This window comes from Pseudogulbenkiania sp. AW2-16, assembly GCF_056824575.1.
Window position 1 is genome coordinate 2,036,898 of the sequence record NZ_CP157668.1, and the last position, 23,715, is coordinate 2,060,612.

The 23,715-nt window shown below is 63.3% G+C and carries 25 protein-coding genes, 9 tRNA genes and 2 pseudogenes; 31 read left to right on the forward strand and 5 right to left on the reverse strand.

Annotation, left to right across the window (positions count from 1 at the left end):
* Positions 1–55 precede the first annotated feature (55 nt).
* The 17 genes from ABKF58_RS09950 to ABKF58_RS10030 all read left to right on the forward strand — a co-directional run bounded on the left by ABKF58_RS09950 (position 56) and on the right by ABKF58_RS10030 (position 9,615).
* Positions 56–469: a DUF4124 domain-containing protein gene (locus ABKF58_RS09950; RefSeq protein WP_482584290.1), complete on the forward strand. Its 414-nt coding sequence runs from the start codon at positions 56–58 to the stop codon at positions 467–469.
* Between the two features lie 161 nt (positions 470–630).
* Entirely contained in the window at positions 631–2,436 is a 1,806-nt protein-coding gene (uvrC, locus tag ABKF58_RS09955; protein WP_482584291.1) for an excinuclease ABC subunit UvrC, read from the forward strand.
* 19 nt (positions 2,437–2,455) lie between these two features.
* Positions 2,456–3,037, forward strand: a complete 582-nt coding sequence (gene pgsA / locus ABKF58_RS09960) for a CDP-diacylglycerol--glycerol-3-phosphate 3-phosphatidyltransferase (RefSeq protein WP_008955054.1) — start codon at positions 2,456–2,458, stop codon at positions 3,035–3,037.
* Positions 3,038–3,115: 78 nt separating this feature from the next.
* A tRNA-Gly gene (locus ABKF58_RS09965) sits at positions 3,116–3,191 on the forward strand.
* Between the two features lie 25 nt (positions 3,192–3,216).
* Positions 3,217–3,292, forward strand: a tRNA-Gly gene (locus ABKF58_RS09970).
* Positions 3,293–3,324: 32 nt separating this feature from the next.
* Positions 3,325–3,400: transfer RNA gene (locus ABKF58_RS09975), tRNA-Gly, on the forward strand.
* A gap of 26 nt (positions 3,401–3,426) precedes the next feature.
* Positions 3,427–3,502, forward strand: a tRNA-Gly gene (locus ABKF58_RS09980).
* A 40-nt stretch (positions 3,503–3,542) separates the two neighbouring features.
* Positions 3,543–3,616, forward strand: a tRNA-Cys gene (locus ABKF58_RS09985).
* A gap of 246 nt (positions 3,617–3,862) precedes the next feature.
* Positions 3,863–3,947, forward strand: a tRNA-Leu gene (locus ABKF58_RS09990).
* Between the two features lie 298 nt (positions 3,948–4,245).
* Positions 4,246–4,650, forward strand: a complete 405-nt coding sequence (locus tag ABKF58_RS09995; RefSeq protein ID WP_008955055.1) for a ProQ/FINO family protein — start codon at positions 4,246–4,248, stop codon at positions 4,648–4,650.
* A 143-nt stretch (positions 4,651–4,793) separates the two neighbouring features.
* On the forward strand, positions 4,794–5,924 hold the full coding sequence (locus tag ABKF58_RS10000; RefSeq protein WP_482584292.1) for a glycerate kinase family protein: 1,131 nt from the start codon (positions 4,794–4,796) through the stop codon (positions 5,922–5,924).
* Positions 5,921–6,463 carry an O-acetyl-ADP-ribose deacetylase gene (locus ABKF58_RS10005; protein ID WP_482584293.1) on the forward strand — a complete coding sequence of 181 codons (543 nt, stop codon included), beginning with the start codon at positions 5,921–5,923 and terminating at the stop codon, positions 6,461–6,463. The genes ABKF58_RS10000 and ABKF58_RS10005 overlap by 4 nt, the downstream gene beginning before the upstream one ends.
* Positions 6,464–6,626: 163 nt before the next feature.
* On the forward strand, positions 6,627–7,559 hold the full coding sequence (gene cysK / locus ABKF58_RS10010) for a cysteine synthase A (protein WP_014088099.1): 933 nt from the start codon (positions 6,627–6,629) through the stop codon (positions 7,557–7,559).
* Between the two features lie 63 nt (positions 7,560–7,622).
* Complete coding sequence (locus ABKF58_RS10015; RefSeq protein ID WP_008955059.1) at positions 7,623–8,078, forward strand: hypothetical protein; 456 nt, start codon at positions 7,623–7,625, stop codon at positions 8,076–8,078.
* Between the two features lie 163 nt (positions 8,079–8,241).
* Positions 8,242–8,655, forward strand: a complete 414-nt coding sequence (locus ABKF58_RS10020; protein WP_008955060.1) for a YchJ family protein — start codon at positions 8,242–8,244, stop codon at positions 8,653–8,655.
* A 140-nt stretch (positions 8,656–8,795) separates the two neighbouring features.
* Positions 8,796–9,113, forward strand: a complete 318-nt coding sequence (locus ABKF58_RS10025) for a hypothetical protein (RefSeq protein WP_232503483.1) — start codon at positions 8,796–8,798, stop codon at positions 9,111–9,113.
* A 187-nt stretch (positions 9,114–9,300) separates the two neighbouring features.
* On the forward strand, positions 9,301–9,615 hold the full coding sequence (locus ABKF58_RS10030; protein ID WP_008955062.1) for a hypothetical protein: 315 nt from the start codon (positions 9,301–9,303) through the stop codon (positions 9,613–9,615).
* 106 nt (positions 9,616–9,721) lie between these two features.
* Here ABKF58_RS10030 and ABKF58_RS10035 read toward each other — a convergent pair whose 3' ends face one another.
* The 3 genes and pseudogenes from ABKF58_RS10035 to dcd all read right to left on the reverse strand — a co-directional run bounded on the left by ABKF58_RS10035 (position 9,722) and on the right by dcd (position 11,118).
* Positions 9,722–9,940 carry a hypothetical protein gene (locus tag ABKF58_RS10035; protein ID WP_482584294.1) on the reverse strand — a complete coding sequence of 73 codons (219 nt, stop codon included), beginning with the start codon at positions 9,938–9,940 and terminating at the stop codon, positions 9,722–9,724.
* A gap of 67 nt (positions 9,941–10,007) precedes the next feature.
* A pseudogene (locus tag ABKF58_RS10040) lies at positions 10,008–10,205 on the reverse strand (glutathione peroxidase); the annotation flags it as partial.
* Positions 10,206–10,548: 343 nt separating this feature from the next.
* Complete coding sequence (dcd, locus tag ABKF58_RS10045) at positions 10,549–11,118, reverse strand: dCTP deaminase (RefSeq protein WP_014088096.1); 570 nt, start codon at positions 11,116–11,118, stop codon at positions 10,549–10,551.
* Positions 11,119–11,335: 217 nt separating this feature from the next.
* On the opposite strand from dcd, the gene bfr reads away from it, so the two are divergent.
* Positions 11,336–11,803, forward strand: a complete 468-nt coding sequence (gene bfr, locus ABKF58_RS10050; protein WP_482584295.1) for a bacterioferritin — start codon at positions 11,336–11,338, stop codon at positions 11,801–11,803.
* Between the two features lie 441 nt (positions 11,804–12,244).
* On the opposite strand, the pseudogene ABKF58_RS10055 reads toward bfr, so the two are convergent.
* Positions 12,245–13,141 (reverse strand): annotated as a pseudogene (locus ABKF58_RS10055) (recombination-associated protein RdgC); the annotation flags it as partial.
* Between the two features lie 93 nt (positions 13,142–13,234).
* Between ABKF58_RS10055 and ABKF58_RS10060 the strand changes: the two are divergent.
* The 3 genes from ABKF58_RS10060 to ABKF58_RS10070 all read left to right on the forward strand — a co-directional run bounded on the left by ABKF58_RS10060 (position 13,235) and on the right by ABKF58_RS10070 (position 13,596).
* Positions 13,235–13,311, forward strand: a tRNA-Pro gene (locus ABKF58_RS10060).
* Between the two features lie 74 nt (positions 13,312–13,385).
* A tRNA-Pro gene (locus ABKF58_RS10065) sits at positions 13,386–13,462 on the forward strand.
* Positions 13,463–13,520: 58 nt separating this feature from the next.
* Positions 13,521–13,596, forward strand: a tRNA-Thr gene (locus ABKF58_RS10070).
* 161 nt (positions 13,597–13,757) lie between these two features.
* Here the strand turns inward: ABKF58_RS10070 and ABKF58_RS10075 are convergent.
* Positions 13,758–13,940 (reverse strand): SPOR domain-containing protein, encoded by a 183-nt coding sequence (locus ABKF58_RS10075; protein ID WP_482584296.1) that lies wholly within the window; start codon positions 13,938–13,940, stop codon positions 13,758–13,760.
* 732 nt (positions 13,941–14,672) lie between these two features.
* Between ABKF58_RS10075 and ndk the strand changes: the two genes are divergently transcribed.
* Genes ndk through der form a run of 10 tightly spaced genes read left to right on the forward strand, consistent with a single transcriptional unit; the run spans position 14,673 to position 23,660 of the window.
* Positions 14,673–15,098: a nucleoside-diphosphate kinase gene (ndk, locus tag ABKF58_RS10080; protein WP_008955069.1), complete on the forward strand. Its 426-nt coding sequence runs from the start codon at positions 14,673–14,675 to the stop codon at positions 15,096–15,098.
* 60 nt (positions 15,099–15,158) lie between these two features.
* Complete coding sequence (gene rlmN, locus ABKF58_RS10085; protein ID WP_008955070.1) at positions 15,159–16,253, forward strand: dual-specificity RNA methyltransferase RlmN; 1,095 nt, start codon at positions 15,159–15,161, stop codon at positions 16,251–16,253.
* Positions 16,254–16,297: 44 nt separating this feature from the next.
* The gene (gene pilW, locus ABKF58_RS10090) at positions 16,298–16,987 is read left to right on the forward strand and encodes a type IV pilus biogenesis/stability protein PilW (RefSeq protein ID WP_482584297.1); all 690 of its coding nucleotides are present in this window, start codon (positions 16,298–16,300) and stop codon (positions 16,985–16,987) included.
* Positions 16,987–17,679 carry a helix-turn-helix domain-containing protein gene (locus ABKF58_RS10095; protein ID WP_482584298.1) on the forward strand — a complete coding sequence of 231 codons (693 nt, stop codon included), beginning with the start codon at positions 16,987–16,989 and terminating at the stop codon, positions 17,677–17,679. The genes pilW and ABKF58_RS10095 overlap by 1 nt, the downstream gene beginning before the upstream one ends.
* On the forward strand, positions 17,670–17,867 hold the full coding sequence (locus ABKF58_RS10100; protein WP_482584299.1) for a DUF4115 domain-containing protein: 198 nt from the start codon (positions 17,670–17,672) through the stop codon (positions 17,865–17,867). The genes ABKF58_RS10095 and ABKF58_RS10100 overlap by 10 nt, the downstream gene beginning before the upstream one ends.
* Before the next feature lie 12 nt (positions 17,868–17,879).
* Positions 17,880–19,160: a flavodoxin-dependent (E)-4-hydroxy-3-methylbut-2-enyl-diphosphate synthase gene (gene ispG / locus ABKF58_RS10105; protein WP_482584300.1), complete on the forward strand. Its 1,281-nt coding sequence runs from the start codon at positions 17,880–17,882 to the stop codon at positions 19,158–19,160.
* Positions 19,161–19,189: 29 nt separating this feature from the next.
* Positions 19,190–20,461 carry a histidine--tRNA ligase gene (gene hisS, locus ABKF58_RS10110; RefSeq protein ID WP_008955074.1) on the forward strand — a complete coding sequence of 424 codons (1,272 nt, stop codon included), beginning with the start codon at positions 19,190–19,192 and terminating at the stop codon, positions 20,459–20,461.
* 19 nt (positions 20,462–20,480) lie between these two features.
* Positions 20,481–21,110 (forward strand): YfgM family protein, encoded by a 630-nt coding sequence (locus tag ABKF58_RS10115; protein WP_482584301.1) that lies wholly within the window; start codon positions 20,481–20,483, stop codon positions 21,108–21,110.
* A 3-nt stretch (positions 21,111–21,113) separates the two neighbouring features.
* Positions 21,114–22,256, forward strand: a complete 1,143-nt coding sequence (gene bamB / locus ABKF58_RS10120) for an outer membrane protein assembly factor BamB (protein WP_014088087.1) — start codon at positions 21,114–21,116, stop codon at positions 22,254–22,256.
* Between the two features lie 12 nt (positions 22,257–22,268).
* A complete protein-coding gene (gene der, locus ABKF58_RS10125; protein WP_014088086.1) occupies positions 22,269–23,660 on the forward strand; it encodes a ribosome biogenesis GTPase Der in 1,392 nt (463 codons plus the stop codon).
* Positions 23,661–23,715 lie beyond the last annotated feature (55 nt).

Here is a 23,715-nt window from a genome sequence, read left to right on the forward strand (position 1 = left end):
ACGTGACCGTACAATGCCCGGCATTGCCGCGGTATTTTAAGAGGGGGAGGGTGACATGAAACATCGGTGGTGGCTGTGCACTTTTATCCTGCTGTCCTTGCCGGCCTGGGCCGAGGTCTACACCTGGAAGGACGCCACCGGGCGCACCGTGTATTCCGATCAGCCGCCGCCGGGACAAAAGGCCAGCCAGCTGAACATCAGGGTGACGCCGCCGCCCAAGGCCGAAGCGTCGACGCCCGCCGCCAAGGCCGTGGACAAGGGGAACGACAAGGCCGATCTGGCCCGGCAGGCCGAGGAGCTCAACCGCAAGATCCGTGCCGAAAACTGCCTGCGCGCCAAGAGCAACCTGTCCAGCCTGCAGCTCAACGGCCGCATCCGCCTGCCGGGCAGCAACGCGCTGGCCAGCGATGCCCAGCGCAACGACATGATCCGCCAGTCCGAACAGGACGTGGCAACCTGGTGCAAGTGAGCGCGGGTAAATAAAGCGGCGGCGTCCGCCATCCCGGTCCAAAGAAGCTCGCTGTACTTTAGGTACGGCAGCGCTTCTCCAACCAGCCTGGCGGCGCGGCGGTGACCGCAGAAAATCCCCGTGGGACGATGTCTTCCCCCCGCTCCAAGACGAGAGTTTCAGTGACTAGCAGCACGACGTTCGACCCCAAAGCCATCCTGACCCACCTGCCCAACCTGCCCGGTGTCTACCGCATGCTCGACGCGGCCGGCAAGGTGCTCTACGTGGGCAAGGCCATCGACCTCAAGAAGCGCGTCAGTTCCTATTTCCAGAAAAACGACCTGAGCCCGCGCATCCAGCTCATGGTGCGCCAGATCGCCGCCATCGAGACCACCGTGACGCGCTCCGAGGCCGAGGCGCTGATCCTGGAAAACAACCTGATCAAGGCGCTGGCGCCCCGTTACAACATCCTGTTCCGCGACGACAAGTCCTATCCCTACCTGATGTTGTCGGCGCACGCCTACCCGCAGCTGGCCTATTTCCGCGGCGACCCGAAGAAGCCGCACCAGTATTTCGGGCCGTATCCCAACAGCTACGCGGTGCGCGAGAGCATCCAGATCCTGCAGAAGGTGTTCCGCCTGCGCACCTGCGAAGACGCGGTGTTCGCCAACCGTTCGCGCCCCTGCCTGCTGTACCAGATCAAGCGCTGCTCGGGACCGTGCGTCGACCACATCGACGAGACCGCGTACCGCGCCGACGTGGCCAACGCCGTCGCCTTCCTGCAGGGCAAGCAGAACGAGCTGATCGATAGCCTGACCGACCGCATGCTGGCCGCCTCCGCCGCGATGGAGTTCGAGCAGGCCGCCGCGCTGCGCGACCAGATCCAGGCGCTGTCGCGGGTGCAGGAGAAGCAGTTCGTGTCGAGCAACGTCAGCCATGACGCCGACGTGGTGGCGGTGGCCGAACAGCAGGGCGTGGTGTGCGTCAACCTGGTGATGGTGCGCGGCGGCCGCCACCTGGGCGACAAGAGCTTCTTCCCGCTCAACAGCGAGGGCAGCGACACTTCGGCCAACCTCGAGGCCTTCCTGGCGCAACATTATCTGGGGGCGCCGCTGCCGCCGGTGATCATCGTCAACGGCACGATCTCGCCCACGCTGCGCGACTACCTCGAGCAGCAGGCCGAGCGCCGCCTGGCCATCGTGGGCAACCCCATCGGCGAGCGCCGCGTCTGGCTGGAAATGGCCGAGAAGAACGCCCAACTCGCCATCCAGCAGAAACTCGCCAGCCACGCCACGCAGAGCCAGCGTCTGGCCCGGCTCAACGAGGTGCTGGAGCTGGAAGGAGTGGAGCGGCTGGAGTGCTTCGACATCAGCCACACCCTGGGCGAGGCCACCGTCGCCTCCTGCGTGGTGTACGACCGCGGCGACATGCAGCCCTCCGAATACCGCCGCTACAACATCACCACCGCCAAGGCCGGCGACGATTACGGCGCCATGCGCGAGGTGCTGACGCGCCGCTACAGCAAGTTGGCCGAAGGCGAAGGCAAGCTGCCCGACGTGGTGCTGATCGACGGCGGCAAGGGCCAGGTCGGCGTGGCGCTGGAGGTGTTTGCCGACATCGGCCTCAACCTCCCCATCGTCGGCGTGGCCAAGGGCGAAGAGCGCAAGCCGGGGCTGGAAACACTGATCCTCCCGTACCGGGAAAAGACGCTACAATTGCCGCACGACCATCCCGCGCTGCACCTGATCCAGACCGTGCGCGACGAGGCGCACCGCTTTGCCATCACCGGCCACCGCGCCCGGCGCGGCAAGGCGCGAACCGCCTCCTCGCTGGAAGAGATCAACGGCGTGGGAGCCAAGCGTCGCCAACGGCTGCTGACCCGGTTTGGCGGATTGCGCGGGGTCATGGCGGCCAGCATCGACGACCTCGCCCAAGTGGAAGGCATCAGTCAGACGCTGGCCGAAAAGATCTACAACGCCCTGCACTGAACACAACAAGACCAGAACGATGCCGTTTAACCTGCCGATATTTCTGACCTGGCTCCGGGTGGCCCTGATCCCGATCTTCGTCGCCATCTTCTTTCTGCCCGACTCGCTGCTGTTGGCCGACATGCGCAACATCACCGGCGCCGTCATCTTCGCGCTGGCCGCGGTGACCGACTGGCTCGACGGCTACCTGGCGCGCAAGCTGGGGCAGACCTCGGCCTTCGGCGCCTTCCTCGATCCGGTGGCCGATAAGCTCATCGTCGCCGCCTCGCTGATCCTGCTGGTGCAGCTGACGCGCACCCCCGGCTGGATGGCGATGATCATCATCGGGCGCGAGATCGCCATCTCCGCCCTGCGCGAGTGGATGGCCGAGATGGGTACGCGCAAGAGCGTGGCGGTAGCCTATATCGGCAAGCTCAAGACCGCCGCGCAGATGGTGGCGATCCTGCTGTTGCTCTACGCCGGCCCGATCGTGCCCGGATTGAGTACCCTGGTGCTGGGTAACGTGTTCATGGTGCTGGCGGTGATTTTGACTTTGTGGTCAATGGTTTACTACCTGCGCATGGCGGCGCGCGAGTTTGCCGGTAAAAAAATCGATCTCTGAGCTGTTGACAGGGGTCGATAAATCCTTATAATTCGCAGTCTCTCGACGCAGCAATGCAGCGAGACAGTGAAAGACAAAGCGGGAATAGCTCAGTTGGTAGAGCGCAACCTTGCCAAGGTTGAGGTCGCGAGTTCGAGCCTCGTTTCCCGCTCCAGTTCTTTCATGGCATATCCGGCGATGCGGGAATAGCTCAGTTGGTAGAGCGCAACCTTGCCAAGGTTGAGGTCGCGAGTTCGAGCCTCGTTTCCCGCTCCAAACACCGGATAAAACAGATTCGTTTCACAGACGCGGGAATAGCTCAGTTGGTAGAGCGCAACCTTGCCAAGGTTGAGGTCGCGAGTTCGAGCCTCGTTTCCCGCTCCAGCGTCTGTCAGATGTAATCGCACCATGCGGGAATAGCTCAGTTGGTAGAGCGCAACCTTGCCAAGGTTGAGGTCGCGAGTTCGAGCCTCGTTTCCCGCTCCAGTTTCATCGATTCGCCTAGCGGGTCGATACGCCAGTCAATGGCGGGGTGGCAGAGTGGTTATGCAGCGGCCTGCAAAGCCGTGGACGCCGGTTCGATTCCGACCCCCGCCTCCAGATAAAAAGCCCTGATAATTCAGGGCTTTTTTCTTTTTTACCCTGTGCGTGTTCATGGCGCGCCGGCCGTGGAACGTGCGGCCCGGCTTCCGGGATGGGGCCTCACGAACCGTGAGGGGCGACGGAAAGCACGCGATCGCCGGCCTTGGCCGGGAGGCCCGGACTGACGCAAACACCCGTCAGGGCCTGATCGGGCCTGAGTCTGATTGCCTGTGGGGGCGCTCTGGGCTAGAATCTCGCCTCCATGCCCGGGTGGTGAAATTGGTAGACACAAGGGACTTAAAATCCCTCGCCGCAAGGTGTACCGGTTCGACCCCGGTCCCGGGCACCATACTGAACTGAGTGACAGACGAGACCGTAGCGCCAGCTGCGGCTTTTTTGTATCCGGGGTGCCGTGGCGAGACTGTCTCGCCGTGGGCACCTGCAACGTGATGTTTTCCTGCCCACGAAGATGGGCGCCGGACGAGCTGGGGTTTCACTTTTGCCGGAGTTCTGGCATAAGATACGCCTTCTGTGGGCGTTACCGGTCCTGTAGCCGGCGGTAGCGTTTGGAAAATGAGGCGTGCATCAGCAAGCCTCGGTCGGGTGGAGGATGTTCCGCCGGCCATCAACCGACTAGATTGAAGTTCATGAAGCCAAATACCGAAACGGCACTGGGTGCTGCTCTCAAGAACGCTGTGCAGAGTCTGAGCAAGAAAAAGCAGACCGAAATGATCGCCGAGCATGTGTACAGCAAGTTCGAAGTGTTCCGCCAGTTCCGTCCTCTGGCCATCGGCATCCACGAAAGCCTGATCGCCGCCTTGCCGCAGTTCGACGCCGTGCTGATCGCCCGCGTGGTCGCCAATCATTGCCGCAAGCCGCGCTATGTCAAGGCGCTGGCACGCGGTGGCAAGCGTTTCGACCTGGCCTGTAAGCCGGCCGGCGAAGTGACGGCGGAAGAAAAGCAGGCCGCCGAGGGCCAGATGGCCGCCAAGGTGGCCGCCGTCGCGGCTCCGGCCGAAACTGCCGCTGCCACGGAGCAGCCGGCCGAATAAGCCAGACGCTGCGGCGCCGGCAAAAAACCCTCCTTGTGCCCTTGTGGCCGGAGGGTTTTTTCATGTCCGGGTCTAAACTGAAACCGGTGCAGGCCGTAACCGCGGTAGGATGCTCTCTCACGATTGTTTCCGAGGACAAGCGCATGCGCTGGCTCATCGCCCCTGACTCCTTCAAAGGTTCGCTCGCCGCCCGTGAGGTGGCCGAAGCCATGGCGCGCGGCATCCGGCGCGCGGAGCCGTCCGCCGACTGCCGCTTGTGCCCGATGGCGGACGGCGGCGAGGGGACGCTCGACGCCCTCCACGCCACGCTCGGGGGCGAATGGCACCGCGCTAGCGTGCATGATGCCGAGGGGCGTCCGTGCGAGGCGGAGTGGCTGCTGCTGCCGCACGGCGTGGCGGTGGTCGAAGTGGCGCGCGTGATCGGCCTGCCCGACGTCGGCCCCGCCAGCGTGCACGAACGTGACACGCGCGGTGTCGGCGAGCTGATTCGCGCCTGCCTCGACGCCGGGGCACGCCATATCGCGGTCGGCCTCGGCGGTTCCAGCACCAACGACGGCGGCGCCGGCTGCCTGGCCGGGCTGGGGGTGCGCCTGCTTGACCGCGAGGGGCAGACCCTGGCGCCGCTCCCCGATCAGCTGGGACGCGTGGCGGCGCTCGACTTGTCCGGGCTGGACGCACGGCTGGAGGTGACCAAGCTGGAGCTGTGGTCCGACGTCGACAATCCGCTGCTGGGGCCGCGCGGTGCAACCGCGGTGTTTGGCCCGCAGAAGGGCGTCGCCCCCGATGCCGTGGCGCGGCTTGACGCCGCCATCGCCCGCTTTGCCGCCGCTGCCGATCACGCCTTCGGCCAACCTTGTGCCGAGCTGCTCGGCAGTGGCGCCGCGGGCGGCCTGGGGTACGCCCTGCACCTGCTGGGCGGCCGCTGCCATTCCGGCGCCACGGCGCTGGCGGAACTCTCCGGCCTGAGCGACGCCATCGCCCAGGTCGACTGGGTGCTCACCGGCGAGGGCTGCAGCGACGGCCAGACCCTGGCCGGCAAGGCGCCGGCCCGGGTGGCCGAACTGGCGCGGGCGGCCGGGGTGCCGGTCAGCCTGCTGTCCGGGGCGGTGCTGCCGGATGCCGAAGGACAGCTGGCTGCGCATTTCGACGGATGCTTCTCATTGTGCAGCCGCCCGATGACGCTGGAGGCGGCGATACAGCAGGCCGCACCGTTACTGGAGCAGGCGGCGGAGCAGCTGGCGCGCCTGGTGCTGGCGGGAAGGAGGGGGCCATGAAACGGCAAATGGGGCCGACCGTGCTGGAAGTCTGGCAGGGGGACATCACGCAGCTCGACGTCGATGCCATCGTCAACGCCGCCAACAGCAGCCTGCTCGGCGGCGGCGGCGTGGACGGGGCCATCCACCGCGCCGCCGGACCGGAACTGCTGGCCGAGTGCCGCACTCTGGGCGGCTGCCCGACCGGCCAGGTGCGGCTGACACAGGGCTACCGCCTGCCGGCGCGCCACGTCATCCATACCGTCGGGCCGGTCTGGCACGGCGGGGTATCCGGCGAAGCCGAATTGCTCGCCTCGTGTTACCGGGCCAGCCTGCAGCTGGCCGCCGAACACGGCTTGCACAGCGTGGCGTTCCCGGCGATCAGCTGCGGCGTCTACGGCTACCCCGTGCCTGCGGCCCTGTCCATCGCCTGCGAGACAGTCGCCACCTGGCTGCAGAGCCACGAACATACCATCACCGAGGTGCGCTTCGTCGCCTATGGCGAGGCGATCCGTCAGCAATGGGAGCAGGCGCTGGCCGCCTTGGCACTCCCGGGGTGAACCGACCGGCCATCGTCTTGTCTGACTCTCTCGCCGCCGTCGCGCGCTGCGGCGGGCTGCGCGTTCCTACGATATAAACAAACGGTCTTGGTCACGGTCGATAGCAACTATATGATGACAGGTGATAACGTGTGGCCACTTTTGGGTTAAGGGAGAATAAGCAATGCGCATCGCCAATACTGTTACCGATCTGATCGGCAATACTCCGCTGGTCCGCCTCAACCGCCTCACCGCCGATTGTGGCGCCACCGTGGCGGCCAAGCTGGAGTTCTACAACCCGGCGCACAGCGTCAAGGACCGTATCGCCGTGGCGATGATCGACGCCGCCGAAAAGGCCGGCAAGATCGGTCCGAACACCATCATCGTCGAGCCGACCTCGGGCAACACCGGTATCGGGCTGGCCATGGTGTGCGCCGCGCGCGGCTACAAACTGCTGATCACCATGCCGGAAACCATGAGCCGCGAGCGGCGCATGCTGCTCAAGGCCTACGGTGCCGAGCTGATCCTGACTCCGGGGCCGGATGGCATGGGCGGCGCCATCGCCAAGGCGCGCGAGCTGGTCGAATCCGACCCGGACACCTACTTCATGCCGCAGCAGTTCGAGAACCCGGCCAACCCGGAAATCCATCGCAACACCACCGCCGAGGAAGTCTGGAACGATACCGACGGCCAGGTCGATATCTTCGTCGCCGGCGTGGGTACCGGCGGCACCATCACCGGTGTCGGCGAGGTGCTCAAGGCGCGCAAGCCCGGCGTGAAGATCGTCGCCGTGGAGCCCGAGGGCTCGCCGGTGCTGTCCGGGGGCGCCAAGGGGCCGCATCTGATCCAGGGCCTCGGCGCCGGTTTCGTGCCGTCCATCCTCAATACCTCCGCCTACGACGAGGTCGTCCGCGTCAAGAACGACGACGCGTTCACCACCGCCCGTGCGCTGGCCAGCCAGGAAGGCCTGCTGGTCGGCATCTCTTCCGGTGCGGCGGTCTGGGCGGCGTTGCAACTGGCGCGGCAGCCGGAAAACGCCGGCAAGCTGATCGTGGTGGTGATCCCCTCGTTCGGCGAGCGCTACCTGTCCACCGCGCTGTTCGAAGACCTGGCCTGAGTTCCCCGGCCGGTGCGGGCGGCCCGGTGCCGCCCGCGCTCCTGAGAGACATGAAACGTGACGATGAAGAAGCTTGTCCTTCCCCTTGCGGCCGCCGTGGTGCTGAGCGCCTGCGGCGTGCTCCCGACCCTGCCAGAGTCCGGCGCCCCGCAGCCGCACCGTCGGCCGCCGGTTGCCGCTCCCACCAAGGTGGACCTGCTGCTGAAGGAGGCCAACAGGTTGGCCGAAGAAGTCAAAGCCGGGCGCCTGAGCCGCACCGCCGCCGCCGATCAGCTCAATGCCTACCGCTTGCGTGTCGCCGGCCCCAACCTGGTGGATGACAATACCTTCGCCGCCTACCGATACATTGCCGTGGAGCGCGATGCCGGCCGCATGAACCCAGCCGAGGCGCAGGACAAGATGGAAGTCAAACTGCGCGAATGGCTGCGCGCCTGGCCCAAGCTGCGCCAGAAGCCAGCCGATCCGGCCTTCACCAACTTCCTGCTCAAGGTCTATCGCTTGCCACCGCTGGGTTATTGATTCGGTGTCCGTCGTTGCCGCGAACCCGGCCGGTAGCGTGGGGTGATCGGCTCGGCGCGGGAGTGGACCGCCACGCTGCGACCCGTGGCGCTGCGTGCTCCTACCGCCGTCGACGTGTTCTCGCTTCCTTGCATTTTGCTTCCCATCCCTTCTGGAATGAACCATGGCCAAAACGCCATCCACGACATTGTGCCCCTGCGGCAGTCGCCATCCTTATGCCGACTGTTGCGGCCGCTTCATCGAGCACCCCGAGTGCGGCGCTCCGACGGCGGAAGCGCTGATGCGCTCGCGTTATACCGCTTACACCCTGGGATGCGAAACCTATCTGCTGGCGACCTGGCAGGAGGCCACGCGTCCGGCCGGGCTCGACCTCGCCGACGATGCCGGCAAGGTGAAATGGCTGGGACTGGACATCCGCCGCACCGAGCAGGGCGGGGTGAACGACCAGACCGGCATTGTGGAGTTCGTGGCCCGCTACAAGGTGGGCGGGCGAGCCCATCGCCTGCACGAAACCAGCCGTTTCCAGCGCGATGACGGCCGCTGGTTCTATCTCGACGGCGCACTGCACGAGCACTAAATCCATTCTATTGGCATATACTATCGCCCGGAGGGCACGCCCGTTTTTTTCCTATCCATCGTGGCGTTTCCCTCCTGCTGTCCTATTGTTAGAAGGGACGTTTTAGTAAAGCGTGTGAGAGGGGGAAAATGGGTAACGCCATGGAGCAGTTGTTGTCCGGTTTTTCGCAGTCGACAGGCCAGAACGAGCCGTCCTGCGACCTTTCCAGTTCAGCCATTCGCCTGGTGAAGGCGCCCGTGCGCGCCGACCTGAGTCTGCAGCTCGAGGCGATGGCGCATGTGCTGCACACCACTCCGGAATGTCTGGCAGGCGCCATCCTGAATGCTGCCATCGTCGATCTGGAAGATCATCTCGGCGAAGCGCTGCTCGGCAAGGTGCAGCAGGAGTGCCAGGTCATTCTGGACGCCAGCCGGCCAGAAAATAATCCCAGCGTCGTTTTCAACAGCGGCGGTACTTGAGCTTTTCTTGTCCGCCCCGCATCGGTACCGGTACCTCACGGACGGCGCTTCCGGCCGTGATGGCTGCCGTATTGGACGTGAAAAGATCTGAATCAATACAGGACAACAGCGCAGAGCGGCCTGCTTTGCGCGGCCCGGGCATTTGTTCGGCATTGCAAAGCATTTTCTTTCAGTTTTAGGAGCGAAGATGATGGCAAAGGCGTTGGATGAACTGGTCACCCGTCTGGAGCACTGTCGCGAGCAGGGGCGTTGTGCCAAGGCCGTACTGGATGTGGTGGCCACGCGGGACCTGTCGGTTCCGATCGATCACGAAACCTGCGGCGAATTGCGGGCGCTGGCGCAGGTATTCAGCTGCGAGCCCGCCGAACTGGCCAGTGCCATCCTGCGGGCAGCCTGCATCGATTTGCAGGAACATCTGGACGACGACCTCGACAAGCTGGCCGCGGCCGCCGAACAACTGGTCAACGACCCGTGCGTCGGGATCGCCAGCGAGGAACTCTAGCGGTACCCGACCATTTCAGCAGTGAACTGGCCACAAGAAAACCGGCAGGCTTGCCGGTTTTTTTTGCGTCGTTCTTACTGCCTCGCCTTGATCAGCGGCTATCCGGTCAGAGCAAGGCTTCGATTTTGCTGGCCAGTGCTTCCGGCTTGGTCAGCGCCGAGTGGCGCGCCACGATGTGGCCCTGGCGGTCGATCAGGAACTTGGTGAAATTCCACTTGATGCGGCGTGTGCCCAGCAGGCCCGGCTTGGCCCGCACCAAGTGATGCCATAATGGGTGCGCGGTGGCGCCGTTGACGTCCACCTTGCTCGCCATGGGGAAACTCACGCCGTAGTTCTTCTGGCAAAAAGCCCCGATTTCGGCATCGCTGCCAGTGCTCCTGCCGGCCGAACTGGTTGCAGGGGAAACCGATGACCACCAGCCCGCGATCGCGGTAGCGCCGGTACAGCGCCTCCAGGCCTGCGTATTGTGGGGTGTAGCCGCACTGGCTGGCAGTATTCACCACCAGGATAACCTTGCCGGCGTAGTCCTGAAGCTTGGCCGGAGAGCCATCCAGCAGGGTGAAGTTGAAGGCGTAGAGTGGGGCGGACATGATCGGGTGTCGTGGGTGAACGGCCTTGCATGGTAGCCAGTAATGGCCCCGCTTCCTAGTTTGTGCGGCGGCAGGCCGGCCGTGCGTCTCGGAAACGGCGAACTAGATTTATACCAAATACATGTTTTGGCATAAAAAAAGGGACGAGCGGCAAGGGGGAACCGCAACGCCCCAGTAAGAAAGGTTTGCCCACACATTCTTGCGTGTTTGCCTTCGATAAACCATTGAGAACCTAGTGTTTATCGTAGTTCACCTGCCGGAAATTGCGAGTCACTTTTGCACCCCGAAAGCACAAAAAAATCCCGCCGGGAGGGCGGGAGGGCTGGGCTGAAAACCGGCGTATTCACGGTTTCGGCAGGGTGACCCCGCTTTGCCCCATGTACTTGCCGTCACGGTCGCGGTAGGACACTGCGCATTCCTCGTCAGACTCGAAAAACAGCACCTGTGCAACGCCTTCGTTGGCGTAAATCTTTGCCGGCAGCGGAGTCGTGTTGGAAAATTCCAGGGTGACATAACCTTCCCATTCCGGTTCGAACGGCGTCACGTTGACGATGATGCCGCAGCGCGCGTAGGTCGATTTGCCGAGACACACGGTCAGCACACTGCGCGGGATGCGGAAGTACTCCACGGTGCGCGCCAGCGCGAACGAGTTGGGCGGAATGATGCAATAGCCATCGCCCGATACTTCGACGAACGACTTCGGGTCGAAATTCTTCGGGTCGACGATGGTGCTGTTGATGTTGGTGAATACCTTGAATTCGTCGGCACAGCGGATATCGTAGCCGTAGCTCGAGGTGCCATAGGAGATGATCTTCTGGCCTTCGCTGATCTTGACCTGGTTCGGTTCGAACGGATCGATCATGCCGTCCTGCTCAGCCATGCGGCGGATCCACTTGTCGGATTTGATGCTCATTGTCGGAAGGGCGCTCGGGAAGGCGCTGGGGGAGAGTGACGATCGGCAGATTTTACCCTTCCGTCCGCCATCTAGGCCAGTGTACCGACGAGCTAGTCCGGATGGGGCGGTGTTTTGCTGACAATACGCTTTCGTCATCCTACAATCCGCCCTGATTTTATTCACTTTGGCAAGCGCCGGCTCGCCCCCGGCTCTGCCTGTCCGAGGACGTCTACACATGCAAGGTCACCCCAAAACCATCGAGTTGCTGAACGTTCTGCTGGCCGAGGAACTGTCGGCCGCCGACCAGTACTTCATCCACGCCGAAATGTACAAGGATCAGGGGCTGCAGCAGCTGTTCCAACGCATCGACCATGAGCGCGAGGACGAACTGGGACATGCCCGCATCCTCATTGCCCGCATCCTGTTCCTCGGTGGTGTCCCGAACGTGGCGAAGCGCGTACCCATCGTGGTCGGCCAGGACGTGCCGGCCATGCTGCGAAGTGATCTCGAGGTCGAGTACCGAGTGGGCGACTTGCTCAAGTCGGTGATCGCACACTGCGAGAGCGTGCAGGATTTCGTTACGCGCAACGAGCTGATGGTGCTGCTGGAGGAAACCGAAAACGATCACGCGTACTGGCTGGAACAGCAGCTCAAGCTGATCGAGCTGACCGGCCTGGAAAACTACCAGCAGTCGCGCATGTAAGGCCAAGATGGGCAGAAACGGGCAGGGGAGCCCCACGTTCCCCATCTGTTTCTGGCCATGGTAGCGCTAACCCTTAGGGGGAACTCGCCTGTGGGCGATCTGTTCGGCAAGGCGTGGCCGCAGCGAATGTGCCGACCCGCCCTGGGCAGGCACAAGCGGGTCGGCGCTTCCTTCACCTCGCCCACGGCGCCGTGCCGATTGCCCCATGTCTCCGTTACGGCGTGCCCTGCGTCACATGGGAGGGGCGCGGCAATACCCCGGTGGGCTGTCCAGGGGAGGCTATCAGTAAAAAAAGAGCCGGATTTCCGGCTCTTTTCGGTCGAGGGCTATAACGCGCTCATTCCTCCCACGGCACATCCACCGCTTCCGTCGCTTCCGTGCGGGTTGCCGCGCTCGGGGAGGCAGCCGGGGAGGCGCCGCGGCCGAGCTGGCCTGCTGCGCTTCTTCCAGCCCACCCAGGGCCTCGACCAGCTCGTCCACCAGTTCACCCAGCTCTTCCACCATCAGTGTGAAGGTGGCCTCGAACAGGCTGTCGCGATCGTCCCCGGCCTGGCTCGCTTCTTCCTGCAGAACATCGAGGAACTGCAGGCGTTTCAGCTGCAGCGTGTCGGTCAGCACGAAGCGGATTCGTTCGCGCCAGATCAGGCCGACCCGCGTCACCTGTTTGCCGGTGGCGATGTGCTGGCGGATTTCATCGGCGGTCAGGTCCATGCGTGTGCAGCGGATCACCGCGCCGTTCTCGCTGCCGTCCTTCAGCTCGCATTCGGCGTCCAGTTCGAAACCGGCCGGTGCCTCGCCTTCGGCCAACCAGGCCGTCATCGCGGTATGGGGGGCGATCTGGGTACGCGGCAAGGCGGCGGGGAAGGGCGGCAGCGCTTCGCGCAACTTGCTGACCAGGGCCTCCGACTTGCTGGCGGTGGCGGAATTCACCATCAGCCATTGTCGGCGTCCATCCAGGTAAGCGTTGAGGCGGTGGCTGCGCACGAAGGCGCGTGGCAGCAGGTCGTCGGTCACCTGTTCCTTGAGGGCCAGCTTTTCCTTGCGGCCGACCTTGCGCAGTTCCTTGTCCTCGATCTCCGCTACCTTGGCATCGACAAACTCGCGGATTACCGATGCCGGAAGAACCTTGTCTTCGCGCTTCAGGGCGACCAGCTGGCAGCCGCGGGCGCTGTACACCGGCGACTCCTGGTGGCCTGCAGCGGTCACCCAGCCCTCGCTGAACCAGTCCAGGCCGCTGCAGTGAAGAAACGGTTTTTTCTCCAGTGCATCAGTCAGTTGCGCCACTTCGGGGATGGCATCCCCGTTCAAACGATAAAAAGATAGTTGCTTAAACCACATATTTGCCCGATAATGCGCGTCCTCTGAGGCCGAACATTGTATCGCAGAAGCGGTGCCTGACGGTGAATAACTTGGAGTCGCAAAAATCGGAATCGGGGTGTAGCTTAGCCTGGTAGAGCGCTACGTTCGGGACGTAGAGGCCGGAGGTTCGAATCCTCTCACCCCGACCACAAATTTGATAAAACGCTTGCGGATATCAAATGATTTTTGTAAAATGTGTTTCCTCTGAATTTTATTCAGAAGTCGGGGTGTAGCTTAGCCTGGTAGAGCGCTACGTTCGGGACGTAGAGGCCGGAGGTTCGAATCCTCTCACCCCGACCAGATTCAAAAAAGCCTTGATGCGCAGCATACGTCAAGGCTTTTTTACCAAGTTTGGTTTGCCGGTATAGCTCAGTTGGTAGAGCAGCGCATTCGTAATGCGAAGGTCGGGGGTTCGACTCCTCTTACCGGCACCATATAGAAAAAAGCCTGGCGGCAATGCCAGGCTTTTTTTATTTCCGGTTGTCTCGCCTGAGCCCGCTGCCGTGGGGCGTGCTGGGCGTGTTGTCGCGGCGGTGTCTGGGTGGTGTTTGTCGGCCGCGAGTCGTGTCTTGCCGGTGATTCTTGGCGGCAGGGGTTATTGTGTCAGCGGCGCTAGCAAGGGGCTGTAGCCCAGTTGGCGCAGCTTGCTCATGGTTTCCTCGGCTTCGGCGCGGGTGCGGAATGGCCCGACGTGTACTTTCGTCTCGGTGTGGGCTTCGATGCCGTTGGCCTTGAGGGTCTCGACCAGTTTCTGCGCGTTGCCCAGGCTGGTGAACAAGCCGAGCTGCACCTTGTAGCCCAGCGAGGAGCCAGCCGGTCTGGCCTTGCTGACGGGCGCAGCCGCAGGGAGAGGTTCGTTCTGGGGCTGCGGCTTAAAGGCTTGGGGGGTACGCTGCTCTCCTCCGTGCTCTCTTCTTTTGCTGCCGGAGCCGTTTTGGTCGTTGGCGCTGGAGTGATGGTCGGTGCCTTGGCTTGGGGCGGGATGGTCGGCGCTTTCGCATGGATGGCCGCGACACCGGGGGTCTTGCTGGTGTCCGGAGCGGGCGGGGCGATATGGCCCGATGGAGTCGGGCTGGCCGGGGCCGCTTGCGGCGTGGGCTGGCTGGCTTCCATCGCGGCCGGTGCGCTGCTTTCAATCGCTGCGGGGGGCTCTGTTGCAGGGGCTGACGCGACATTGGCGATCTTGCCCGAACTGCCTTGTGGTTCGGTGGCCGTCATGGCGACTTCGTCGCGTTTGCCGAAATGGTCCAGAACTGGGATGGCGGCTAGCGCCAGCGCTACCAAGCCGCCGGCGATGAGCAGGCGCTTCTTCAGTTTTCGACTGATATCTTTTTCTTCGCCGCCTTTGGGCGGAGGGGGTGTCTGGGTGTCTGGGCTCATTGTGCTTAAATTTTGTGCAGCAAAGGCTTGAAAAGGCTGGTAAAGTACCGGGTTCCTCAGAATTGGGTAGCCCGAATGGCTAGGCTGCAAACTAGTTTAGCCATTTGTCTTGGAATTAGGGAGATTTTTTATGGCAATTGAACGCACTCTGTCCATCATCAAACCGGACGCCGTAGCGAAAAACGTTATCGGCAAGATCTACGATCGTTTCGAGTCGGCCGGCCTGAAAGTTGTCGCCGCCAAAATGAAGCAACTGTCGCGCGCCGAAGCCGAAGGCTTCTACGCTGTGCACAAAGAGCGTCCTTTCTTCAACGACCTGGTGAGCTTCATGATCTCCGGCCCGGTCATGATCCAGGCGCTGGAAGGCGAGAATGCCGTCCTGAAGAACCGCGAACTGATGGGCGCGACCGATCCGAAGAAAGCCGACGCCGGCACCATCCGCGCCGATTTCGCCGAGTCGATCGATGCCAACGCCGTACACGGTTCCGACAGCGTTGAAAACGCTGCTATCGAAGTGGCCTACTTCTTCGCCGCTTCTGAAGTTTGCTCGCGTTAATTAGCCGTATCGCTGTACCGGGGTGGCCGCCATGGCGGCTGCCCTGTCAATGAGGATTGCATGAAAACCAACCTGCTCGACTTCAATCTGGCCCAGTTGACCGATCACTTTGCCGCGATGGGCGAAAAGCCGTTCCGCGCCAAGCAGGTGATGCGCTGGATGCACCAGATGGGCGAGGCCGATTTCGACGCCATGACCGACATTGCCAAGAGCTTGCGTTGCAAGCTGCACGAGTCGGCCGAGGTGCGCGTGCCCGACCTGATGGTCGAACAGGCTTCCAGTGATGGTACCCGCAAGTGGCTGCTCGACGTCGGCACCGGCAACGGTGTCGAAACCGTGTTCATCCCCGAGGATGATCGCGGCACCTTGTGCATATCATCCCAGGTGGGGTGCGCCCTCGAATGCACCTTCTGCTCCACCGGTCGCCAGGGTTTCAACCGTAACCTGTCGACCGCCGAGATCATTGGGCAGCTGTGGTGGGCCAACAAGGCCATGGGAGTGACGCCGAAGAATGAACGCGTCATCTCCAACGTGGTCATGATGGGTATGGGCGAGCCTCTGGCCAACTTCGATAACGTGGTGTCGGCGCTGCAGATCATGCTGGACGACCACGGCTACGGTTTGAGCCGTCGCCGCGTCACGGTGTCGACCTCTGGCATGGTGCCGCAGATGGACCGTCTGCGCGAAGCCTGCCCGGTGGCGCTGGCCGTCAGTCTGCATGCACCGAACGATGCCATTCGCGATGTGATTGTGCCCATCAACAAGAAATACCCGCTGCGCGAACTCATGGCAGCCTGCCAGCGCTACCTGGAAAAGGCCCCGCGGGACTTCGTGACGTTCGAGTACGTGATGCTTGACGATGTCAACGATAGACCTGAACATGCTCGCCAGTTGATTGAGCTGGTGAAAGATGTGCCGTGCAAGTTCAACCTGATCCCGTTTAATCCGTTCCCGAACTCGGGTTACGAGCGTTCCAGCAACAACGCCATTCATCGCTTCCGGGAGATACTGCAAGAGGCGGGGTATGTGGTGACGGTGCGCAAGACGCGCGGCGACGATATCGACGCCGCTTGCGGCCAGCTGGCGGGGCAGGTGCAGGACAAGACGCGACGCAAGACAAAGTGGATCCGAATCGAGGAGGATGGTGCGGCATGAAGAAAGGGCAAATGTGGCTTGCTGGATGCTTGATGGCTTTTGGCATGACTGTATTTGCTGCCGCACCGACCAACGAACTGGCTCAGATCCGCACCCAACTGGCCGTGGAGTATTCCCGGGTCGGTAATTACAAGGCGGCGCTGCTGTCCGCCGATCAGGCCATCGCCGCCGATCAGCGCTACGTGCCGGCTTACCTGGCCAAGGCCTATGTGCTGACCTTGCTGAAGGTGGATGGCGACGCCGAGCAGAATTACCAGAAGGCCTTGGCGATGGAGCCCGCCAATCCGGAAGCCAATAACAATTACGGCGAATTCCTGTGCGACCATGGGCGTGCTCAGGACGGCATGGGCTATTTTGCCAAGGCCCTGGCCAATCCGCTGTACGACACCCCGCAGACCGCCTACCTGAACCTGGGGCGGTGCAGTGCCTTGCTGGGGCAGAAAGCCCAGGCCAACGACTATCTATTGTCGGCCCTGCGCGTTTCTCCTAATTATCCGCCCGCGCTCAAGGAACTGGCGGCGCTGCACTTTGGTCAAGGTAACGCCAAACTGGCCGCGTTCTATTTCGATCGCCTGGCCGACAACGTTGGCGAGATGCCGGCCGACGTGTTGCTGTTGGGGGTGAAAATCGCCCGCAAGTCCAATGAGCAGGGCAAGGCCGATCTCTATGCCGCAAGGCTCAAGAGCCGATATCCCGATTCGAAAGAAACGCAAGAGTTGTTGAGTGGTCTTTGATGGAATCACAAACCGAACAGAATAGTACCCTGCCGCCAGACCGCGATAGCGTCGGGGCAGCGCTCAAGGCGGCCCGTGAGGCTGCCGGTCTTAGCCTGGGTGAGGTGGCGGACCGGCTCAAGCTGTCGCTCAAGCAGTTGGAGGCGATCGAGGCCGGCCGTTTCGAGGCGTTGCCTGGTGCCGCCTTCGTTCGTGGCTTCGTGCGTAATTACGCCCGGTTTCTGGGCCTGGATGCCGCACCCTTGATGGCTCGGCTGGAGGAACGGTTCCCCTCTTCCGTCAAGGAAGTGGCGAATCTCTCCAAGGAGGTCGAGGCGGCTTCCGTGGTCAGCGAGCCGGAGGAAACGTCCGGACTGCTGGGGAAGCGGGCGATCCTGCTGGTTCTGGTGGTCGTCTTGGCCGCCGGCGCCTTCTGGTTTGCCCGCCCAGGGTCCGAGCCGGCCAAGGACGAAGCCAAACAGGACCTGGCTCCGATGCTGACCGAACAGTCGACGGCTTCGACCCCGGTCGAGGCCGAGCCTATCAAGGACGCATCGGCTGCGGTGACGGCTCCCGCACCCGTTCCCGTCCCAGCTGCGAAGCCGGCTCCCGCCGTGGCGGCTGCGCCGGCATCCGCTCCCGTCTCCGCGCCGCCCACGGCGGGGGGGGTACGGTCAAGCTGGTTGCCAAGCAGGATGCCTGGGTGTCGGTGATCGATGGCAGCGGCAAGAAACTGGTGTTTGAGACGCTCAAGGCTGGTGCCGCCAAAGAAGTGGTCGGCCAGCCCCCGTTCAAGCTCACGGTCGGCAACGCCACACAGGTCGATGTGTCCTTCAACGGCCAACCGGTGGTGATGACCGGCAAGATTCGCGGTACCACCGCCAGACTAGAACTCAAGTAGGTAATCTGTCACATGGATAGCGTGCTGATCGCGCGACGCCCCACCCGTCAGGTACGAGTGGGGCATGTTATTGTCGGCTCCGAGGCGCCGGTGGTGGTGCAGTCGATGACCAATACCGATACCGCCGATGCGGCTGCGACCGCCCAGCAGGTATTCGAGTTGGCCGAAGCCGGCTCGGAACTGGTGCGCATCACGGTGAACTCCCCCGAGGCAGCAGCGGCGGTCGCCGAGGTGCGCCAACGCCTCGACGACATGGGCTGCAACGTGCCGCTGGTGGGCGACTTCCACTTCAACGGCGAGCGTCTGCTGCGCGACTATCCCGATTGCGCGCGTGCCCTGGCGAAGTACCGCATCAACCCCGGCAACGTCGGCAAGGGCGCCAAGGGCGACGACAAGTTCGCCTACATGATCCGTGCCGCCATCGAGTACGACAAGCCGGTGCGTATCGGCGTCAACTGGGGCAGTTTGGACCAGGCCCTGGCGGTACGGTTGATGGACGAGAACAGCCGCCGTGCCGAGCCGCTGGCACCGGACGCGGTAATGCGCGAGGCGCTGATCGTGTCGGCGCTGGAGAGCGCGGGTAAGGCGATGGAACTGGGGCTGCCGGCCGACAAGATCATCCTGTCGTGCAAGGTCAGTCATGTGCAGGACCTGATTTCGGTGTACCGCGATCTTGGCCGGCGCTGCGATTTTCCGCTGCACCTGGGCCTGACCGAGGCCGGCATGGGCTCGAAGGGCATCGTCGCCTCGACCGCGGCGCTGTCGGTGTTGCTGCAGGAAGGCATTGGCGACACCATCCGCATCTCGCTGACCCCGGCGCCGGGCGAGTCGCGCAACCGGGAAGTGGTGGTGGCGCAGGAAATCCTGCAGACCATGGGGCTGCGCTCGTTCACCCCGCTGGTGACTGCCTGCCCCGGCTGCGGCCGCACCTCCAGCACCTTCTTCCAGGAGTTGGCGGACAGCATCCAGAGCTATCTGCGCGAGCAGATGCCGGTGTGGCGCCTGCAATACCCGGGCGTCGAAGACATGAAAGTGGCCGTGATGGGCTGCGTGGTGAACGGCCCGGGCGAGAGCAAGCTGGCCGATATCGGCATTTCCCTGCCGGGCACCGGCGAAGTGCCGGTGGCGCCGGTCTATGTCGACGGCGAGAAGAACGTGACCCTGAAGGGCGATACCATCGCCGCCGATTTCAAGGCGCTGGTCGACGATTACGTGCGCACCCGCTACGGCGAAGGCGGGGCCAAGCGCCGCGAGGCCGCCGTGCGCACGATACCGATCAAGACGGTCGGCTGAACCGAATAAAGACTGAGAAGAAGCGAGCAATGACGCAAAAGATCCAGGCCATTCGCGGCATGAACGACGTGCTGCCGGCCGATTCGCACCAGTGGGAGTATTTCGAGAACATCCTGCGCGGCTGGCTGGCCGATTACGGCTACCAGAACATCCGCACGCCGATCGTCGAGGAAACCCGGCTGTTCGTGCGTTCCATCGGCGAAGTGACCGATATCGTCGAGAAGGAAATGTATTCCTTCACCGACAGCCTGAACGGCGACAGCCTGACGCTGCGCCCGGAGGGCACCGCCGGCACCCTGCGTGCCGTGGTCGAGCACAACCTGCTGTACAACGCCACGCAGCGTCTGTGGTACATGGGCCCGATGTTCCGTCACGAGCGTCCGCAGAAGGGGCGCTATCGTCAGTTCCACCAGATCGGTATCGAGGCGCTGGGCTTTGCCGGGCCGGATATCGACGCCGAAATCATCCTGATGACGGCCGACCTGTGGAAGCGCCTGGGCCTGGCCGACAGCGTGGAACTGCAGCTCAACACCCTGGGCAACAAGGACGAGCGTGCGGCACACCGCGAGGCGCTGATTGCCTATCTCGAGCGCCATCACGACATGCTGGACGAGGACGGCAAGCGCCGCCTCTACAGCAACCCGCTGCGCGTGCTGGATACCAAGAACCCGGCATTGCAGGAAATCTGCAACGCCGCGCCGCGTCTCACCGACTATCTGGGCGATGAGTCGCGTGCCCATTACGAGGGCTGGAAAGCAATGATCGACGGCCTCGGCATCCGCTACGTGGAGAATCCGCGTTTGGTGCGCGGGCTCGACTACTATAACCAGTCGGTGTTCGAATGGGTGACCACCGAGCTGGGAGCGCAAGGTACGGTGTGTGCCGGTGGTCGTTACGATGGTCTGGTCGAGCAACTCGGCGGCAAGCCGGCTCCCGGCATCGGCTTCGGCATGGGCCTGGAGCGGGTGATGCTGCTGTTGCAGGAAAAGAACCGCCTGCCGGCATCGCGCGGCGTGGACGTCTACCTGGTGCAACAGGGTGCTGGCGCGCCGCTGTACGCCATGCAGCTGGCGGCCAGCCTGCGTGCCGCCGGCTTGTCGGTGATTCAGCACTGCGGCGAAGGCAGTTTCAAGTCGCAAATGAAAAAGGCCGACGGCTGCGGCGCGCAGTTTGCCGTGATCGTCGGTGAAAACGAAGTGGCCAACGCCACGGCGGTGGTCAAGCCGTTGCGCCTCGAGGCCGCTCAGGAAACCGTCGCGCTGGCGGCGGTGGCCGAAACCATCACCCGAATCAAGGCTTGAAAACATAAGGGGGAACGCGATGGCGTTCGACTTGCAAGAACAAGAACAGATCGACGAGCTGAAGGCCTTCTGGGCGCAGTGGGGCAAGTGGATCTCGGCGGCGGTGTTGGCGGCGGCGCTGGGCTACCTGGGTACCAAGGGCTGGACCTACTACCAGCAGTCGCAGGCCGAGAAGGCCTCGGCCGTCTACGACGAGGTGGCGGGCGCGGCGCAGGCGGGCGACCTGGGTAAGATGAAGAGCTCGATGGCAGTGTTGCAGAGCGATTACGGGCGCACCGCCTACGCCAGCCGTGCCGCCTTGCTGGCGGCCAAGACCGCCTTCGACAAGCAGGATCTGGCCTTGGCCAAATCGCAGCTGACTTGGGCCGTGGAGCATGCCAAGGAGCCTGCCTTGCAGGCGGTAGCTCGCCTGCGTCTGGCGGCGGTGCTGCTCGATGAAAAGCGCTACGACGCCGCCATTGCCGAGCTGAGCCAGGAGCATGTCAGTGCCTACGATGCCCTGTTTCTCGACCTGAAAGGCGATGTTTACGCCGCCAAGGGCGACAGCAAAGCCGCGCGTGACCAGTACCGCTCGGCCTTGGCCAAGCTGGCGGGGGATTCGCCCAACCGCCAGTATATTCAGACCAAACTTGATGCCCTGGGAGGCTGAGCGATGCGCTGTCGTGTACTGGTTTCTGCCCTGATTTCCGCCAGCGTGCTGTCTGGCTGCGCCAGCTGGTTTACCAGCTCCACACGTGTCGAGCCGACGCCGTTGCAGGCGGTGCGCGTGGAGCAGCCGCTCAAGCTCAAATGGTCCGACTCGGTCGGCGATGTCGCTCATGGCGGTTTCCTGCCGGTCTACCAGAACGGCAACGTGGTGGTGGCCGAGGCCCGTGGCCACATTGAGGTATTCGACGCCCTGAGCGGGCGCAAGGTCAGCGAACTGGCTCTCAAGCGCGAGCTGAGTGCCGGCCCCGGCGTGACCGACACGCTGGTGCTGGTGCCGACCACCGATGGCCGCTTGCTGGCGGTCGATCGCTCCAGCGGCGCGGTCCGCTGGGAACAGACGCTGACCAGCCTGGCACTGGAAGCGCCGCAGGCCGGCAGCGAGGTGGTCACGGTGCGCACCAACGACGGCCGGGTAACCGGCTTCGCTTTGGCCGACGGCAAGCAGCTGTGGTCGGTGTCCCGTGTCTTGCCGCAGCTGACGGTGGAAAACAATGGCTCGCTGCAGCGTGCCGGGGACGAGGCCATCCTGGCCGGCCAGGCCGGTGGCCGTCTGGTGGTATTGAGCCCGAAGAACGGCAACGTGTTGTGGGAGGCCAGCGTGGCCAGTCCGCGCGGGGCCACCGAACTGGAACGCGTCACCGACGTGGTGTCGCGCCCGGTGTTCGACGCCGGCCAGGTGTGCGCCGTGGCGTTCCAGGGGCGGGTGGCCTGCTTCGAGGCGCGCGGCGGCAACCTGCTGTGGGCGCGTGACGTGTCGTCCAGCCACGGGCTGGCGGTCGATGCGCGCAATGTGTATGTCACCGGCGATGATGGCAGTCTGTGGGCGTTCGACCGCAGTACCGGCCGCAACATCTGGAAGCTGGATGATCTGAAGTATCGCAACGTGTCGGGTCCGGCCATGCTGGGCCGCTACGTGCTGGTGACGGATGGCGAAGGGTATGCCCATCTGGTCGCCGCTGACAGCGGCCGCATCGTGGGTCGCACCAAGGTCGGGACCGAACGTCTGACCGGACAACCGGTATCGCTGGGCGATACGGCGCTGGTATTAGGCCGTAACGGTCGCTTGGCCATGCTGTCACTGGAATAAAGCAGTCTCTTGATGAAACCAACTGTAGCCCTGGTCGGCCGACCCAACGTCGGCAAATCGACCCTCTTCAACCGCCTGACCCGCAGCCGGGATGCCTTGGTGGCGGATCAGCCGGGTCTGACCCGCGATCGTCATTACGGCCATGGCCGCGTCGGCGACAAGCCTTACCTGGTGGTCGACACCGGTGGCTTCGAGCCGGTCGTGGACGAAGGCATCCTGTTCGAAATGGCCCGCCAGACCCTGCAGGCGGTCGACGAGGCCGATGCCATCGTGTTTCTGGTCGACGGCCGCACCGGCATCACGCCGCAGGACAAGATCATTGCCAATCGCCTGCGCCAGAACGATCGCCCGGTATTCCTGGTGGTCAACAAGGCCGAGGGCATCAGCCAGTCGATCGCCGGGGCCGAGTTCCACGAGCTGGCGCTGGGCGAGCCCTTGGCGATCTCGGCTGCACACGGCGACGGCGTGCGCGAGCTGATGGAGATGGTGCTCGAGCCGTTCCCGGCCGCCACCGACGAGAAGGAGGTGCGCCATCCCAAGTTCGCCGTGATCGGCCGCCCCAACGTCGGCAAGTCGACGCTGGTGAACGCCATCTTGGGCGAAGAGCGGGTGATCGCGTTCGACCAGGCTGGAACCACACGCGACAGCATCTACATTGATTTCGAGCGCGACGACCACACCTATACCATCATCGATACGGCCGGGGTGCGCCGCCGTGGCAAGGTCAACGAGACCATCGAGAAGTTTTCGGTGATCAAGACCATGAAGGCCATCGAGGATGCCAATGTGGCCGTTCTAGTGCTGGATGCCCAGCTCGATATCTCGGAGCAGGATGCCACCATCGCCGGCTTTGCGCTGGAGGCGGGGCGGGCGCTGGTGGTGGCGGTCAACAAGTGGGACAACATCGATACCGAGCAGAAGGAACTGGTCAAGCGCGAGATCGCGCGCAAGCTGGGTTTCCTCGACTTTGCCAAGTTCCATTTCATCTCGGCCATCGAGGGGCGCGGCATCGCCGACCTATTCAAGTCGATCGACGAAGCCTACCGCGCCGCCATGGTCAAGCTGGCAACGCCCAAGCTGACTCGGGTGCTGGAGGTGGCGGTTGAGCGCCAGGCGCCACCGCGGGTCGGGCAGGTGCGGCCGAAAATGCGTTATGCTCACCAAGGCGGCATGAATCCGCCGATTATCGTGATCCATGGCAACGCGTTGACCAAGGTGCCGGATAGTTACACCCGTTACCTGGAACATACCTTCCGCAAAGTGTTCAAATTGCAAGGAACACCGTTGCGGGTGCAGTTCAAGTCGGCGGAAAACCCGTTCGACAGCGAGAAGGAAAGCAAGGGCGGCAAGCCCGGCAAGCTGGTGACGCTGGGCAAGAAGGGCAAGCTGCGCAACAAGCCTTGAGGCGCGTCGCTGGCCGTTTTGGACCGGATTGTCGCCGTGTTGGCCGCAGTGTGGC